This is a genomic window from Faecalibacterium prausnitzii (assembly GCF_049532945.1).
In the GTDB taxonomy this organism is placed as follows: Bacteria; Bacillota; Clostridia; order Oscillospirales; family Ruminococcaceae; genus Faecalibacterium; species Faecalibacterium prausnitzii_N.
The window spans coordinates 604,212-618,762 of the sequence record NZ_CP186691.1; the positions used below are offsets into that span (position 1 = coordinate 604,212).

Consider the following 14,551-nt stretch of genomic DNA (forward strand, 5'->3'; position numbering starts at 1 on the left):
TTGAGGAGGACTTGGTCCCGTGACGAAACTTTTGATCCTGAGTGACAGCCACAACAGCACCGGCGCAGTCGAGCGCATCCTTCACGCGGAGAGCGATGCGACCGCCGTCATCTTTCTGGGGGACGGCCTGCGCGACCTGGAAGAAGCACTGACGTTCTACCCGAAGATGAAGGTCTACGCCGTGGCCGGAAACTGCGATTTTGGTGCGCTGGAACCGCTGGACGGCCTGGCCGCCTTCGATCAGGTCGTCATTTTCTATACGCACGGTCATATGTACGGTGTGAAATACGATCTGGATACGCTGGCAGATGCCGCCGAGGCCCGCGGCGCGGAGGTGGCCCTGTTCGGCCACACCCACGTCCCGGTGGCCGAACAGCACGGATCGGTGTTCCTGTTCAACCCCGGCTCCTGCGGCCGGTGTTACACCGGGCCGGACACCTACGGCATCCTGACGCTGGACGAAGGCAAAGTGACCGCCTATGAACATAAAGAGGTACCCAAACAATGAGCATCAATGAGGTGCGCTATCTGCCGGAATGCGGCAGCACCAACGCTTACGTGAAGGAGCATTTTGAAGAGTTTGGCCCGGTGGGTGCGGTGTATACCGAGAACCAGACCGCAGGCCGGGGCCGTCTGGGCCGCAGCTGGGTGAACGCCGAGGGCAAGGCCCTGTATTATACGGTAGCCATCCGGGAACCGCTGGCCCAGCCTGCCACCCTGCCGCTGCTGGCAAGCCTTGCCGTGCGCACCCAGCTCAAGCTGCGCTACGGCGTGGACTGCCAGATCAAGTGGCCCAACGACCTTCTGCTCAACGGCAAAAAGATCGTGGGCATCCTGTGCGAGGGCGTGAGCTACGGCTACCAGCAGCAGGGCCGGGGCATTTTGTGCGGCATCGGCATCAATCTGGCCCAGCCGCAGAGCTACTTTGATGCCGCCGGTCTGCCCAACGGCACCTCGCTGGCGCTGCAGGGCGCAAAGGTGGATCTTTCCACCGACCCCGCATGGCTGGCCGAGGGCCTGACCGACTTTGGCTTTGACCGCAACATGTATGTGTTTGCCCGCGATGGCTTTGCCCCCTTCCGGGAGGAATACAAAGCCGCCTGCGTCAATCTGGGCCGCCGGGTTACCTTCGACCTGCCGGACGGCGGGCAGGGTGCAGGCGAAGCCGTTGATGTGGACGAAGAGGGCCGTCTGGTGGTGCGCACCGACAGCGGCGAAGTGCACGTTTTTACCGGCGAAGTATCGGTGCACGGCATCTACGGCGCTGTATGACCCTCTCCCAAAAGGCGGGAGTGTCTTAAGAATATCTTTTTGAAAACAAACAGAAACTCCCTCCGGCGCTTGCGGTACACCGGAGGGAGTTTCTGTTTGGGGTATTGCTTTGGTGTGAGGAGGAATCATGTGCGGAAAGACGGTTGCGGCCCCGCTCCCTTGTAATTCATAGTATACCCGATTTCCGAACAAAAGTCATTACATTCTTGTGAAATCTTGTGAAAATTTTGTTAAGCATCCGGCCCTGAAATTTCGTCGCTTTCCCGAAAAATCATCCGGTATGAGCCGGTTCGATGAAAGTTCATTTCGTTTTCGCTTCCGTTTCGATGATTTCGCATTGTTTCACCGCCTCGGCATGTGTCTCGGCATCGCCGACATAGTGAACGGCATTTTCGATGTTGTGCGCGGCCTGGTCGGGGCGGATGGTCTTGATGATCTTCGCCGGGACGCCTACCACCACCGAGCCGTCCGGGATCACCATGCCCTCCGGCACCAGCGCACCCGCGCCGATGATGCAGTTTTTGCCCACGACACAGTGGTTGAGCAGGGTGGCGTGCATTCCGATGAGGCTGCCATCCCCTACCGTGCACCCGTGCACCAGCGCACTGTGGCCCACGGTGACGCTTTTGCCCAGCGTCACCGCGCCGCCGGGGTCGCAGTGCAGCACGGCGTTATCCTGCACGTTGGAGTTTTCGCCAATGGTCAAAGTGCCGTCGTCGCCGCGCAGCACGGCCCCGTACCAGACGCTGGAGCCTTTCTCCAGCACCACGTCGCCCAGCACCGTTGCGTTGGGGGCCACAAAGGCCGCACCGCAGTCCTGGGGCGTTTTTCCACGAAATGGGATCATCATTGTTGAAAAACCACCTTTCTCTTTTCGCTCATTTATGGTATTCTTTTAATAGTTCGTTTTGATTTTGGGGATCAGGGAAGCCCGAAACTTCCAAAGGAGCATTCTTTCATGAACCATCCTGCTTTTGTACGCCGGGTGCTCGCGCTGGTTCTGACCGCCGCCGTGGCGGTGGCCGCAGCGCTTCCCGGCTTTGCCGTTTACGCCATGCCCATCCAGACCACCTATCCGCAGGAGTCGATCTACCTCTTCGATGCCAACACCGGCGAAGCCCTCGTGGAACAGAACCCGGATATGGTCCGGCATGTGGCCAGCCTGACCAAGATGATGACGGCCCTGCTCGTGATCGAGAACGGGTCAGACCTCAACGCCAGCATCACCATCCCGGACAGTCTGACACCGGAGTTCCAGTCCATCAAGGCCAACCGGGGCCACACCATCGGCCTGCAGGCAGGGGAGAGCGTGCGCCGCATCGACCTGCTGTATGCCACGCTCCTGCCCAGCGCCAACGACGCGGCCAGTGTGCTGGCCAGCGATGCCGCCGGGGGAGACCTGGCCGCCTTTGCGGCCCGGATGAATGCCCGCGCCAGCCAGCTGGGCTGCACGACCACCCATTTTTCCTGCCCGCACGGCCTGTACGATGCCAACAACTATTCCACCGCGCGGGACCTGGCGAAGATCGCACTGGCCTGTTACGCGAACCCGATCTACCGGCAGGTGGCCGACACGGTGCTCTACCAGCTGCCCGCCACCAATGTACATGAAACCCGGACCATCACCACCACGAACAAGCTGCTGCAGCCGGGCAGCACGGCCTACCGCAGCTACGCCCACGGCATGAAGACCGGTTTCACGACCAAGGCCGGGCGCTGCTTCGTCACCTTTGCCCAGCAGGACGGCCACACCTACGGGCTGGTGATCCTCGGCTCGAACAGCCAGAATATTTTCCGGGAAGCCTCCGAGCTGCTGGACTGGGCCTTCACCAGCCCGGAGCTGCACCCCGTGCAGACCACCACGCAGCCGGAAGCCGCCGCCCCGGCCCAGCCCGAAAAGCCGCTGACCTTCTGGCAGCTCCTGTTCAGCTGATTTGAAATTTTGGGAGGATACGCTCATGCAAAACACTACGCTCTTCCGCCGGATGGCGGCTCTGCTGCTGACGGTCGTGCTGGCCGTCTCGGCCGCGCTGCCCGGTCTGGCCGTGTACGAAATGCCCATCCAGACCGCCAGCGAGACCGAGGCGGTGTACCTGTTCAACGCCGACACCGGCAAGACCATCCTGAACCAGAATGCTGACCAGCAGCAGTATGTTGCCAGCCTGACCAAGCTCATGACGGCCCTGCTGCTGCTGGAAAGCGGCAAGGATCTGAACGAAGAGATCACCATTCCCACCAGCCTGACCCAGGAGTTCCGGGATATCCAGAACGCCAACGGCACCACTATGGGCCTGCGCATCGGCGAGACGGTGCGCCGCATCGACCTGCTGAACGCCATGCTCATCGTCAGCGCCAACGATGCCGCCAGCGTCATTGCCTACGATGTGGCGGGCAGCCTGCCCAATTTTGTCGCGATGATGAACCAGAAGGCCCAGGAGCTGGGCTGCACCAGCACCAGCTTCACCTGTGTGCACGGACTGTACGATTATGGCAACGTCTCCTCAGCCCGCGACCTCGCGCTCATCGCCTCGGCCTGCGCCGCCAACGAGACCTATATGAAGGTCGCCAACACCCTGAGCTACACCCTCCCGGCCACCAACCTGCACCAGAACGAGCGGAGCATCACCTCCACCAACCTGATGCTGAACCCCGAATATCCCTACTACCGCGACTACATCCGGGGCATGAAGACCGGATTCACCACGCTGGCTGGCCGCTGCTATGTCACCTTTGCCCAGAAGAACGGCCACACCTATGGTCTGGTCATCCTCGGCTCGGACCTGGACAACATTTACAAAGAAGCCTCCGAGCTGCTGGACTGGGCCTTCGCCAGCTTTGCAGACCGGAGACTGGTGGACACCACCACCCCGCTGACCACCGTGCCCCTGACCAAGTGCCGCAGTGCGGAGGCCGTCGAGCTCTACGCCGCCGAACCGGTCAGCGGCTATGGCCACGCCGACGACAAGGTCACCTACAGCTTTGCGCTGCCGGAGCGCGTCTCCGCCACCGTCAAGGCCGATGCAGTCCTCGGCCAGGCCACCGTCTATCTGGACGGTTACGAGGTCGGCACCATAGACCTTGTGACCCATCAGGAATACGTGTCGGACTTCCGCACCGACCTCAAGAGCACCCTGCTCCTGATGGCCGCACTCGTGCTCCTCCTCGCGGTTCTGAGCTGTGTCACCCTCGTCTCCAGCGGCAGCTCCCTGAACCGGAACCGCAAGCGGAGAGCCAATCGAAAATAAGAACGATGCAAAAGCAGCCGCAATGCGGCTGCTTTTGTTTTTTCAAAACGTCCGGAACTTCGCCGCCAGCACCGACAGCACGATCTTGGGGTTGACCTGCGCGCCGATCTGCTGCATCGCCGCATCGGCGGCTCCGAGGGCCTTCCGGGCGGTCTCACCCTCCACCGGGGAATGAGAGCTGCCCCGCAGCCCGGCGGCGGCTACGGCCCGGAAATCGGCCAGCAGGGCCGATGCACCGGCCTTGTCTTTTTCATAAGCGGCCAGCAGCACCGCCGCCGCATAGCTGTCTCTGGCCGCCGCGGCTTTGGCCAGCGCCAGCGCCCGGTCCACCTGCTCGCGGCGGGCTTCGTCCCGCGCAGCGGCCAGCACGGTGCCGATGTGCCCATCGAACAGCGCACTGTACAGGGCCGCATCCTTTGCGCCCACGCCCTGTGCGGCGCAGTAGCGGGCGCACTGCTCCGGCGAGACAGGAGCCACTGCAAAGCTGACGCAGCGGCTGCGGATGGTGGGCAGCACGCCTGCCAGCGAATCCGCCGTAAGCAGGAACAGCACCCCCTCCGGCGGCTCTTCCATCACCTTCAGCAGGGCATTGGCAGATTCCTCGTTCATCTTTTCCACATGGTAGAGCAGCACGGCACGGCCCTCGGCCGAAAGGCTTGTGTTAAAGATCTCCGACCGCATGGCCGTGACCTGACCGACCAGATACCGCCCGCCGGACCCCATGCCGGTGACGGAAATGGCCTCCCGCACGATGCCGGTCTCCACATGGCCGCTGTCGCGGTCGCCGGGCTTACCCACAGCACGGCAGCATTCGCCCCGCAGAAGGGCCTCTGCGGGCGCACCTCCCTGGGGGTAGAGGTAATCCGCTGCCACACAGCGGGCCGCAAAACCGGCTCCAAGGCCCTCTTCTCCCACCAGCAGCACGCTGTGGGTCAGACGCCGACCCTCCAGCATCCGGCGGATGCTGGACTTCAGTTCTTCATTTCCCGCAATGCGTTCTAACATGCTGTCCTCTGTCTTTCCTGTTTTCTCCCGCACTCAGCGGCGGTTTTTCCGTTTCCACTGCTCCCGGCGGACCCAGGCACGGACACTGCGCCAGGCCTGCGGGCCGAAGAAGACGACGAAGTTCAGCATACAGAGCAGATCGTTCAGTTTTCCCATCATGCCGGACCCCAGAAAGCTGAGCACCCACAGTGCTGCCGCAAAAAAGCCAAAGTATTTTACCCGGATGGGGATGACGAAGAAGAGGAGCACCTGCACCTCCGGATACAGCATCGCAAAGGCCAGCAGGAGCGAGAGCGACAGGCAGTAGGTATCGGCATAGCCCGTCAGCAGGCAGGCCGCCACTGCGCCCACCATGCCCAGCAGGAGATACAGGTTGAAGCGGAAGTCGCCCCATTCTTTTTCCAGCGCACTCCCGATGAACCAGGTGAAGTAGATGCCCAGGATGACGCTGAGCGGCCCGCCGCCCGAAAACGGCACGAACACAAAGGTGATGACCCGCCAGACCTGACCCATCAACAGGGCCGTGCGGCTCAGGCTCAGATAAAGCGAGACATACTGATTGACGAACAGTTCCACGGCATAGACCAGGACCTGCGCACCCACCAGGATCGAGATGAGGTTCGGGATGCAGATGCGGCCATACTTCCGCTCCAGTTTGGTTAGCCAGTTCATAGGGGAACGCCTCCATGCTCGTAAGATTCCGGCCCCGGCTTAGGGGCCGCTGTTTTTCATTGTATCATGTTTGGCAGGGCCATTCAAGAAAATCCCTGTGAACAAAAGGCGGCTGGCTGTCGCTGCCGCCTTCTGCTAAAACAGCCGGTTGTATCCATTTTTGTGCCTTCCAAATGGACTTATCCACTTTTTCCACCGGGTTTTCCACCGTTTTTGTGAAGAAAAGGGCAAGTTTTCCATGAGGTTTTCCACTTTTTCCACCGGGTTTTCCACTACTCCACCGTTTGGTTTTTATACGTGAAGTATTTTCCGGCATTTTCCATGGTGGTTTCTGGGGAGAAATCCGGAAGCTTTTTCTTTTTTCCAAAAGAAAGTCGAGCCGTTTTCTTTTCTTTTTTCACCGGCTCTTCCCAGCTGTAAAGTGCTTTCTCCCCGCTGGAATGCAGGCCGTGCAAGTTTTCCACATCGGATGAGACGGAATTTCTTCGTGTTGAAAACCCGGCTTTTTTCAAAGAAAAAAGCCACTGTATAACTCCTTTCGGCATCGCTGACGCGATGCCACCTCCCTCACCGAGGGAGGCTTTCACAGCAAAACCGCTGCGCCAAGGCCCCCTCCGGGAGGGGGCTGGCACGGCAGCGCCGTGACTGGGGGAGTTGATACAGTGACTTCTATTTTACATCATATTGTGGAACACCAGCTGTGCGATCTGGAAATACAGGATCAGGCTGCAGGCATCCACGATGGTGGTGATGAACGGCGTTGCCATGATGGCCGGGTCTGCACCCAGCTTCTTTGCGGCCAGCGGCAGCATACCGCCCACCAGCTTTGCCAGAATGACACTGAAGAACAGCGAAACGCTGACCACGATGGCATAGCCCATCACGTTGGCGTACTGGCCGGGGAACAGGAAGGTGTACATCAGGTAGATGCGCAGGCCGTTCACGATGCCCAGCACCGCGCCCACGATGGCAGACACCCGCAGCTCCTTGCCCAGCACCTGCAAAAAGTCGCTGGGCTCCACCTCGCCCAGAGCCAGACCACGCACCATCAGGGTGCTGATCTGGTTGCCGCAGTTGCCGGCGGTATCCATCAGCATGGGCATGAAGGAGACCAGCAGCGGCAGGCTGACAAAGGCCTCCTCATAGTGGGTGGTGACCATGCCGGTAAAAGTGGCGGACAGCATCAGGATCAGCAGCCAAGGGATGCGCTGCTTGGCGTGGGTCCAGACGCTGGTGCCGAAGTAGGTGGTGGCATCGTCGTCCGGCAGAATAGCAGCCATCTTCTGCATATCCTCGGTGCTCTCGTCGGTCAGAACGTCGATTGCATCGTCGATGGTGATGATACCCACGAACATGCCCTCGTTGTCCAGAACAGGCATGGCGGTAAAGTCGTAGCGCTGCATCTCACGGGCCACGTACTCCTGATCGTCCGTGACCTTCACGGCAACGACGTTGTCGTCCATGATGTCGGCAATGGGGGTCTGGGGGTCTGCCAGCAGCAGGCTGCGGGCAGAAACAACGCCCAGCAGACGGTTCCGCTCGACGACGTAGTTGGTGTAGACCGTCTCGGCGTTCTCGCCCTGACGACGGATGGCGGCCAGCGCATCGCTGACGTTCATCTCCTTGCGCAGACGGACATATTCGGGGGTCATCAGGCTGCCAGCAGAGCTTTCGGGGTAGTTCAGCAGCTTGTTCAGGCTCTCACGGGTCTGCTTGGAGGATTTCTCCAGAACCCGCTTCACCACGCCTGCCGGCATATCCTCCAGCAGGTCGGCGGCATCGTCCAGACTCATCTCTTCAATAGCGCCCACAAGCTCCACATCTGAGAAGGCGTTCACCAGATCGTCGCGGGCTTCGTCGGACATATAGGCAAATGCCTCGGTGGCCACTTCCTTTTTGAGCAGGCGGAACACCACAAGGCGGTTGTTTTCGTCCAGCTCTTCCAGCAGCTCGGCAAGGTCGGCGGGCTGCTCTTCCTCGGTCACTTCGCGCAGCTTGACGTACTGCTTCTTGATCAGCAGCTTGAGCAGGCGGCTCTTGGTGAGCATCTCAGGGTTGGCCTTGACCTCTTCGTCGTTGGCCTCCTCTTTTTCGGCCTCGCGCATGTCCTGCTTGAGGTCTTCAGTAGCTTCCTCGTTCAGATCTTCAGCCAGCTTCTGGCGGACCTCGGCAGGGATATCTGCGGGCAGTTCGGGCATCGGGAGCGACGCTTCCGGGGCCGTTTTCTTCGTTTCTTCCAGTTCCATTTGTGTTCCTCCTTACCGTTTCCGGCGGATCGGACAGCACACAAAACAAAAAGCGCCGCCTGCTTCCCGCAGCGAGCCGTTCTGCCCGCTGCGCGCACCAAGCTGCGCCCTTTCTCCCCGCTGAGAAGTACCTGTACAGCACCTCTTACCGGGCAAAAAAGGCGAACGCAGCTGCTTTCTGGTTCTGCTGTGCCGCAGTTGATCCGTGTCTTCGACTATGATCCGGGTCCATTTTCCTGCGTTCACCTCCTAAAAATCTTATCCACTTTTTATTATAGCGTCCGCAAAAAGGCCGGTCAACCCTAAAACCGCCGAAAGCAGAGGGAAATTTCCGTCAAAAACGCAGAAAGCCCTTTCCAGCGCTTGCGGAACACTGGAAAGGACTTTCTGTTCGGATATTGCCTTGGTGTGAGGAGGAATCATGTACAAGGAATCGGTTGCGGCCCCGGTTCCTTATGTTCGTAGTATAGCACCGAATGCGCGGTTTTTCATGAAAAACCTATGAAGAAAGTGTAAAATAGCCCGCCGCACACAAAAAATACGCCCCGGTCACCTTACGGTGAACGGGGCGCTAAAACGAAGTTCGTTTTTACTGCGGCAAGATCCCTGCAAAGCAGGTCTTATGCAGCAGGCGGAGCAAGGTATCTGCAAGCAGACCTTATGCTCCTGACACACGCGGGGTGTGCTTTCAAGGACCCTCGCGGGCGCTTTGGTATTTCAAACACCCGGCCCCGCTGCGGATCACTGCCGCAGCAAGGGCGCGGGAAAATGAAATCAGAGACTTGTTGTGCGGAAAGCATTGTCACTTTTGTGCACGTTCTTCTTTTGCCGCTGCCGGGGCCAGATCAGCCACAGTTTCGCACTGCTGCATTGCGCAGTAACCGCCGGTACGGGGCAGCCGCCTTTCGGACTAGGGTGCCGCTGCGGCGCGTTCCGGCCCAAAACAGGGGAGAAAGATTACTTGTACAGGTCGACCAGACGGGTCAGGTGCTCGTAGCGGTCGTTTGCAACTTCCTGGTTGCGTGCGAACAGCTCCTTAGCACGGTCGGGGAATGCACGAGTCAGGCGGCTGTAACGGGTCTCGTTAGCCAGCAGTGCCTGATACTTCTCGTTATCCACAGCCTTGGAGGTCAGGGTGAACGGATTCTTGCCCTGAGCCTTGTTTGCCGGGTTGAAGGTGAACAGGTTCCAGTAACCGGCCTCAACTGCCTTCTTCATCTCGTTCTGGCAGTTGGTCATGCCGCCCTTGACACCGTGCAGCTCGCAGGGAGCGTAGCCGATGATCAGAGACGGGCCGGGGTAAGCCTCAGCCTCAGCGATGGCCTTGACAGCCTGAGCCGGGTTAGCACCCAGTGCGATCTGAGCAACATAGATGTAACCGTAGGTCATAGCGATCTCGGACAGGCTCTTCTTGCTGATTTCCTTACCAGCAGCAGCGAACTGGCAGACTTCACCAATGTTGGAAGCCTTGGATGCCTGTCCACCGGTGTTGGAGTACATCTCAGTATCGAAGACCATCACGTTGACATCCTCGCCGGAAGCCAGAACGTGGTCCAGACCACCGAAGCCGATGTCGTATGCCCAGCCGTCACCACCGAAGATCCAGACGGACTTCTTGGCGATGTACTGCTTGCTCTTCAGGATCTCTGCAGACTTCTCGCAGCCGGCAGCAGCAGCCTTCTCCAGCTCAGCGATCAGGGCCTTTGCGGGCTCGTCGTTGGCCTTGGTGTTGTTCTTGGTTGCGATGAACTTCTCGTAAGCAGCCTTCAGCTCAGCAGAAGCCTTGTCGGAACCAGCAACCTCTGCGATCTCCTTGATCAGGTTCTCGCGGATGGTCTTCTGGCCGATGTACAGGCCCAGACCATGCTCTGCGTTATCCTCGAACAGGGAGTTGCACCATGCAGGACCATGGCCGCTGTCCTTGTTGACGGTGTACGGAGAGATGGAAGCGGTGCCGCCCCAGATGGAGGAGCAACCGGTAGCGTTGGAGATGTACATCTTCTCGCCGAACAGCTGAGTGATCAGGCGAGCGTAAGAAGTTTCGGCACAGCCTGCGCAGGAGCCAGAGAACTCCAGCAGCGGCTGGTTGAACTGAGAACCGATGACGGTATCGTCAGCAAACTTGGAAGGCTTCTTGGAGATGTTGGCCACGCAGTAGTCGAACACTGCCTGCTGATCGGCCTGGCTGTCCTGCGGCACCATGGTGATAGCCTTGGTGGGGCAGACGGTGACGCACTCGCCGCAGCCCATGCAGTCCAGAGGAGACACAGCCATAACAAACTTGTACTCGTTTGCGGGCTTGTTGTCGCGGCTCTTGGTCTGTGCAGGAGCAGCTGCCAGCTCGTCGGCGGTCAGCTGGAAGGGACGGATGGTAGCATGAGAGCAGACGAATGCACACTGGTTACAGCCAACGCACTTTGCAGCATCCCACTCGGGGACGTTGACAGCGGTGCCGCGCTTCTCGTATGCAGAAGCGCCCTGCTCCCACTCGCCGTTTGCATTTGCCACGAAGGAAGAGACAGGCAGGCTGTCGCCGTCCATACGGGCAATGGGCTCCATGACATCGCGGATCTGCTTGACCAGTTCCGGACGGCCAGTGAGAGCCTTGGGTGCGGGATCAGCCTCGGGGTTGGACCAGGATGCGGGCACGTCCACCTTGTGGATGGCGTCAACGCCTGCATCGATAGCCTTCCAGTTCATCTCAACGACGTCCTGGCCCTTCTTGCCGTAGCTCTTCTGAGCTGCCTGCTTCATGAAGTTGACGGCATCCTCAATGGGCATGACGTCAGCCAGCTTGAAGAATGCAGACTGCAGGATGGTGTTGGTGCGCTTGCCCATGCCGATCTCGATAGCCTTATCGATAGCATTGATGGTATACAGCTGGATGTTGTTGTCAGCGATATACTTCTTTGCCTCGGCGTTCAGGTGCTGGCCCAGCTCCTCATCGGACCACTGGCAGTTGATCATGAACACGCCGCCGGGCTTGACATCCTGGACCATCTTCATGCCCATGTGGATGTAAGCGGGGTTGTGGCAGGCCACGAAGTCAGCCTGGTTGATGTAGTAGGGGCTGCGGATGGGCTTGTCGCCGAAACGCAGATGGCTGATGGTCACGCCGCCGGTCTTCTTGGAGTCATACTGGAAGTATGCCTGAACATACTTGTCGGTATGGTCGCCGATGATCTTGACGGAGTTCTTGTTAGCACCGACAGTACCGTCGCCGCCCAGACCCCAGAACTTGCACTCCTTGGTGCCAGCAGCTGCGGTGATGGGAGCGGGCTTGACTTCCGGCAGAGACAGGAAGGTGACGTCATCGGTGATACCCAGAGTGAAGCGCTCCTTGGGCTGATCCTTCTCCAGCTCCTTGAACAGAGCAAAGATGGAGGACGGCGGGGTATCCTTGCTGCCCAGACCGTAACGGCCGCCGGTCAGAACGACATCGTTCAGGCCAGCCTCACGCAGGGTAGCGGCAACATCCAGGTACAGGGGCTCGCCCAGAGAGCCGGGCTCCTTGGTGCGGTCCAGCACAGCCACCTTCTTGGCGGTCTTGGGCAGGACCTTCAGCAGGGAAGCGGAGACCCAGGGACGGTACAGGCGGACCTTGACGATACCGACCTTCTCGCCCTTGGCGTTCAGGTAGTCGATGACCTCATCAGCAACGTCGCAGATGGAGCCCATAGCCACGATCACACGGTCAGCATCGGGTGCGCCGTAGTAGTTGAACAGATCGTAGTTGGTGCCCAGCTTTGCGTTGATCTTGGCCATGTACTTCTCAACAACAGCAGGCAGAGCGTTGTAAACGCTGTTGCATGCCTCACGATGCTGGAAGAACACGTCGCCGTTCTCGTGGGAGCCGCGCATCTTGGGGTGTTCGGGGTTCAGAGCCTTCTTACGGAACTCCTCCACAGCCTCCATGTTGCACATTTCCTTCAGATCGGCGTAATCCCACTTCTCGATCTTCTGGTACTCATGAGAAGTACGGAAGCCATCGAAGAAGTTCAGGAAGGGAACCTTGCCCTCGATGGCGCACAGATGTGCGACAGGGGACAGATCCATGACTTCCTGCACGCTGCTCTCGACCAGCATTGCAAAGCCGGTCTGACGGCATGCCATAACGTCGCTGTGATCACCAAAGATGTTCAGGGACTGAGTAGCAACGGTACGTGCAGAAACATCGAACACGCAGGGCAGCTGCTCAGCAGCGATCTTGTACATGTTGGGGATCATCAGCAGCAGGCCCTGAGAAGCGGTGAAGGTGGTGGTAACAGCACCTGCACCCAGAGAGCCGTGCACAGCGCCAGCAGCGCCGGCCTCAGATTCCATCTCGACGACCTTGACCTGATTGCCGAAGATGTTCTTCTGGCCAGCTGCGGACCACTGGTCCACAGAGTCAGCCATCGGAGAAGACGGGGTAATGGGGTAGATGGCAGCCACGTCCGTGTAGGCATACGCTACATGGGCGGCAGCGGTATTGCCATCCATAGTTTGCTTTGCTCTAGGCATTTTTCTTCCTCCATTATTCAGAATTTGGTACCTTTTGCGCGGGGCAATATGCCCCACATGGGACCGGAGAACCCCATAAAGGCACTATTGCTTGTATACTATAATAGCAAATTCCGCCCATAAAGTAAACGCAAACCCACTGGCAAAACGCAACAAAATTTCACGATTTTTTTTGTTGGTTTTTTACGCTTGTGTTTTTGTTAGGATTCATTCTTGCAGAATTTTAAGTTTTTGGCCAATGGAGCGATTTTTTCTTAACTTTTCCTTAATTTTGAATTGACAATCGTACAGGAAATGCCGTAAACTGGAACCAGTGATTTATCCGGGCCGGAGCCTGCTCCGGCTCGTTCAGAAAGGACGCAGAAACGATGGACGCAGCACATTTTGAGAAGAAACTGACCAGTGAGGTGCTCTTCGAGGGCCGGGTGATCACCCTGACAAAAGACACTGCTCTGCTGGAAAACGGCAAGACCGCCGAACGCGAAGTGGTGCATCACCACGGCGGTGCGTGCATCCTGCCCTATTTTGAGGACGGCACCATCTGCATGGTGCGCCAGTTCCGCTACGCCATGCAGCAGGAGCTGTGGGAGCTGCCTGCCGGCAAGCTGGAAAAGGGTGAGGACCCCTTTGAAGCCGCCAAGAGGGAGCTGGGCGAGGAGTGCGGCCTGACCGCCGAGCACTACACCTCGCTGGGCGAATTTTACCCCACCGTAGGCTATGACACCGAAGTGATCTATACATGGGTCGCCACCGGCCTGCACAAGACCCAGATGCATCTGGATGCCGATGAATTCCTGACCCCTGACCGTGTGCCGCTGGATAAAGCTTATGAGATGGTCATGAGCGGCGAGATCCGGGACGGCAAGACTGTGGCAGGCGTACTCAAGCTGAAGGCCCTGCTGGACGAGGGCAGACTGTGATCCTTTATCAGGATGCGGCCCTTGTGGTCGTGAACAAACCGGCAGGCCTGTCCAGTGAGGCCGGCCTGCCCGCCCGGCTGCGGCAGCTGTGGGGCCAGCCGGATGCCTTTGTAGGCGTGGTGCACCGGTTGGACACCGGCGTTTCCGGCCTGATGGTCTGTGCCAGGACTCCGAAGGCCGCCGCCGCGCTGACACGGCAGATCACCCAGAGCCAGAACGCCTACGCTGTGCAGGACGGCCGGGCTGCACCCGCCCAAAATACGCTGCCCGCACCGGTCTTCACCAAGCAGTACCGGGCCGTCCTTGCCGGGGCACCGGACGAAACGCTGCCGGAACACGGCATCCTGCGGGACTGGCTGTTCAAGGACAGCCGCCGGGGCCGGGTGTTCCCGGTCAGCCGCCCCCGCAAGGGCGTGCGGGAAGCCGTGCTGGAATACCGCATCACCGCCTCGAACGGAACACTGAGCCTTGCTGAGATCACGCTGCACACCGGCCGCACCCATCAGATCCGGGTGCAGTTTGCATCCCGGAAGCATCCGCTCTGGGGCGACGGCAAATACGGCAGCCATTTCAAGGGAACCATTGCACTGCAGAGCGCACGGCTCTGTTTTCTGCACCCGGAGACCGGGGAGCCGATGGAGTTCGCATTGAAAAAGCCGGACACGGCACCATGGAACGTTTAGCATCC

General features: G+C 59.2%; 13 protein-coding genes. 6 read left to right on the top strand and 7 right to left on the bottom strand.

Features of this window, described 5'->3' with window-relative positions; genetic code table 11:
- Positions 1-19: 19 nt before the first annotated feature.
- Together ACNQFG_RS03005 and ACNQFG_RS03010 are read left to right on the top strand one after the other, a co-directional pair.
- Entirely contained in the window at positions 20-508 is a 489-nt protein-coding gene (locus tag ACNQFG_RS03005) for a YfcE family phosphodiesterase (RefSeq protein ID WP_423405925.1), read from the top strand.
- Positions 505-1,272, top strand: a complete 768-nt coding sequence (locus tag ACNQFG_RS03010) for a biotin--[acetyl-CoA-carboxylase] ligase (RefSeq protein ID WP_332375770.1) — start codon at positions 505-507, stop codon at positions 1,270-1,272. The genes ACNQFG_RS03005 and ACNQFG_RS03010 overlap by 4 nt, the downstream gene beginning before the upstream one ends.
- A 301-nt stretch (positions 1,273-1,573) precedes the next feature.
- On the opposite strand, the gene ACNQFG_RS03015 is transcribed toward ACNQFG_RS03010, so the two are convergent.
- Positions 1,574-2,122 carry a gamma carbonic anhydrase family protein gene (locus ACNQFG_RS03015; protein WP_423405926.1) on the bottom strand — a complete coding sequence of 183 codons (549 nt, stop codon included), beginning with the start codon at positions 2,120-2,122 and terminating at the stop codon, positions 1,574-1,576.
- Positions 2,123-2,230: 108 nt separating this feature from the next.
- Here ACNQFG_RS03015 and ACNQFG_RS03020 point away from each other — a divergent pair, with 108 nt between their 5' ends.
- Both ACNQFG_RS03020 and ACNQFG_RS03025 read left to right on the top strand, forming a co-directional pair.
- Complete coding sequence (locus ACNQFG_RS03020; protein ID WP_423405927.1) at positions 2,231-3,205, top strand: D-alanyl-D-alanine carboxypeptidase family protein; 975 nt, start codon at positions 2,231-2,233, stop codon at positions 3,203-3,205.
- Between the two features lie 25 nt (positions 3,206-3,230).
- Positions 3,231-4,517, top strand: a complete 1,287-nt coding sequence (locus ACNQFG_RS03025; RefSeq protein ID WP_423405928.1) for a D-alanyl-D-alanine carboxypeptidase family protein — start codon at positions 3,231-3,233, stop codon at positions 4,515-4,517.
- Positions 4,518-4,559: 42 nt separating this feature from the next.
- On the opposite strand, the gene ACNQFG_RS03030 is transcribed toward ACNQFG_RS03025, so the two are convergent.
- The 6 genes from ACNQFG_RS03030 to nifJ all read right to left on the bottom strand — a co-directional run bounded on the left by ACNQFG_RS03030 (position 4,560) and on the right by nifJ (position 12,943).
- Positions 4,560-5,522 (bottom strand): hypothetical protein, encoded by a 963-nt coding sequence (locus tag ACNQFG_RS03030; protein WP_423405929.1) that lies wholly within the window; start codon positions 5,520-5,522, stop codon positions 4,560-4,562.
- 33 nt (positions 5,523-5,555) lie between these two features.
- Positions 5,556-6,194 carry a rhomboid family intramembrane serine protease gene (locus ACNQFG_RS03035; RefSeq protein WP_423405930.1) on the bottom strand — a complete coding sequence of 213 codons (639 nt, stop codon included), beginning with the start codon at positions 6,192-6,194 and terminating at the stop codon, positions 5,556-5,558.
- Positions 6,195-6,258: 64 nt separating this feature from the next.
- Positions 6,259-6,510, bottom strand: coding sequence for a hypothetical protein (locus ACNQFG_RS03040; RefSeq protein ID WP_423405931.1), 252 nt, complete (start codon positions 6,508-6,510; stop codon positions 6,259-6,261).
- The gene (locus tag ACNQFG_RS03045) at positions 6,467-6,658 is read right to left on the bottom strand and encodes a hypothetical protein (RefSeq protein WP_423405932.1); all 192 of its coding nucleotides are present in this window, start codon (positions 6,656-6,658) and stop codon (positions 6,467-6,469) included. The genes ACNQFG_RS03040 and ACNQFG_RS03045 overlap by 44 nt, the downstream gene beginning before the upstream one ends.
- Before the next feature lie 210 nt (positions 6,659-6,868).
- Positions 6,869-8,440, bottom strand: coding sequence for a magnesium transporter (mgtE, locus tag ACNQFG_RS03050; protein ID WP_423405933.1), 1,572 nt, complete (start codon positions 8,438-8,440; stop codon positions 6,869-6,871).
- A gap of 957 nt (positions 8,441-9,397) precedes the next feature.
- Positions 9,398-12,943 (bottom strand): pyruvate:ferredoxin (flavodoxin) oxidoreductase, encoded by a 3,546-nt coding sequence (gene nifJ / locus ACNQFG_RS03055; protein ID WP_423405934.1) that lies wholly within the window; start codon positions 12,941-12,943, stop codon positions 9,398-9,400.
- Positions 12,944-13,311: 368 nt separating this feature from the next.
- On the opposite strand from nifJ, the gene ACNQFG_RS03060 reads away from it, so the two are divergent.
- Positions 13,312-13,863: an NUDIX domain-containing protein gene (locus ACNQFG_RS03060; RefSeq protein ID WP_423405935.1), complete on the top strand. Its 552-nt coding sequence runs from the start codon at positions 13,312-13,314 to the stop codon at positions 13,861-13,863.
- Positions 13,860-14,546: an RluA family pseudouridine synthase gene (locus tag ACNQFG_RS03065; RefSeq protein ID WP_423405936.1), complete on the top strand. Its 687-nt coding sequence runs from the start codon at positions 13,860-13,862 to the stop codon at positions 14,544-14,546. The genes ACNQFG_RS03060 and ACNQFG_RS03065 overlap by 4 nt, the downstream gene beginning before the upstream one ends.
- Positions 14,547-14,551 lie beyond the last annotated feature (5 nt).

Coding starts and splice junctions, on each gene's coding strand:
- mgtE (WP_423405933.1), bottom strand. CDS start 8,440: ATGGAACTGGAAGAAACGAAGAAAACGGCCCCGGAAGCGTCGCTCCCG.
- ACNQFG_RS03015 (WP_423405926.1), bottom strand. CDS start 2,122: ATGATGATCCCATTTCGTGGAAAAACGCCCCAGGACTGCGGTGCGGCC.
- ACNQFG_RS03035 (WP_423405930.1), bottom strand. CDS start 6,194: ATGAACTGGCTAACCAAACTGGAGCGGAAGTATGGCCGCATCTGCATC.
- ACNQFG_RS03010 (WP_332375770.1), top strand. CDS start 505: ATGAGCATCAATGAGGTGCGCTATCTGCCGGAATGCGGCAGCACCAAC.
- ACNQFG_RS03030 (WP_423405929.1), bottom strand. CDS start 5,522: ATGTTAGAACGCATTGCGGGAAATGAAGAACTGAAGTCCAGCATCCGC.
- ACNQFG_RS03040 (WP_423405931.1), bottom strand. CDS start 6,510: ATGCCGGAAAATACTTCACGTATAAAAACCAAACGGTGGAGTAGTGGA.
- ACNQFG_RS03025 (WP_423405928.1), top strand. CDS start 3,231: ATGCAAAACACTACGCTCTTCCGCCGGATGGCGGCTCTGCTGCTGACG.
- ACNQFG_RS03020 (WP_423405927.1), top strand. CDS start 2,231: ATGAACCATCCTGCTTTTGTACGCCGGGTGCTCGCGCTGGTTCTGACC.
- ACNQFG_RS03060 (WP_423405935.1), top strand. CDS start 13,312: ATGGACGCAGCACATTTTGAGAAGAAACTGACCAGTGAGGTGCTCTTC.
- nifJ (WP_423405934.1), bottom strand. CDS start 12,943: ATGCCTAGAGCAAAGCAAACTATGGATGGCAATACCGCTGCCGCCCAT.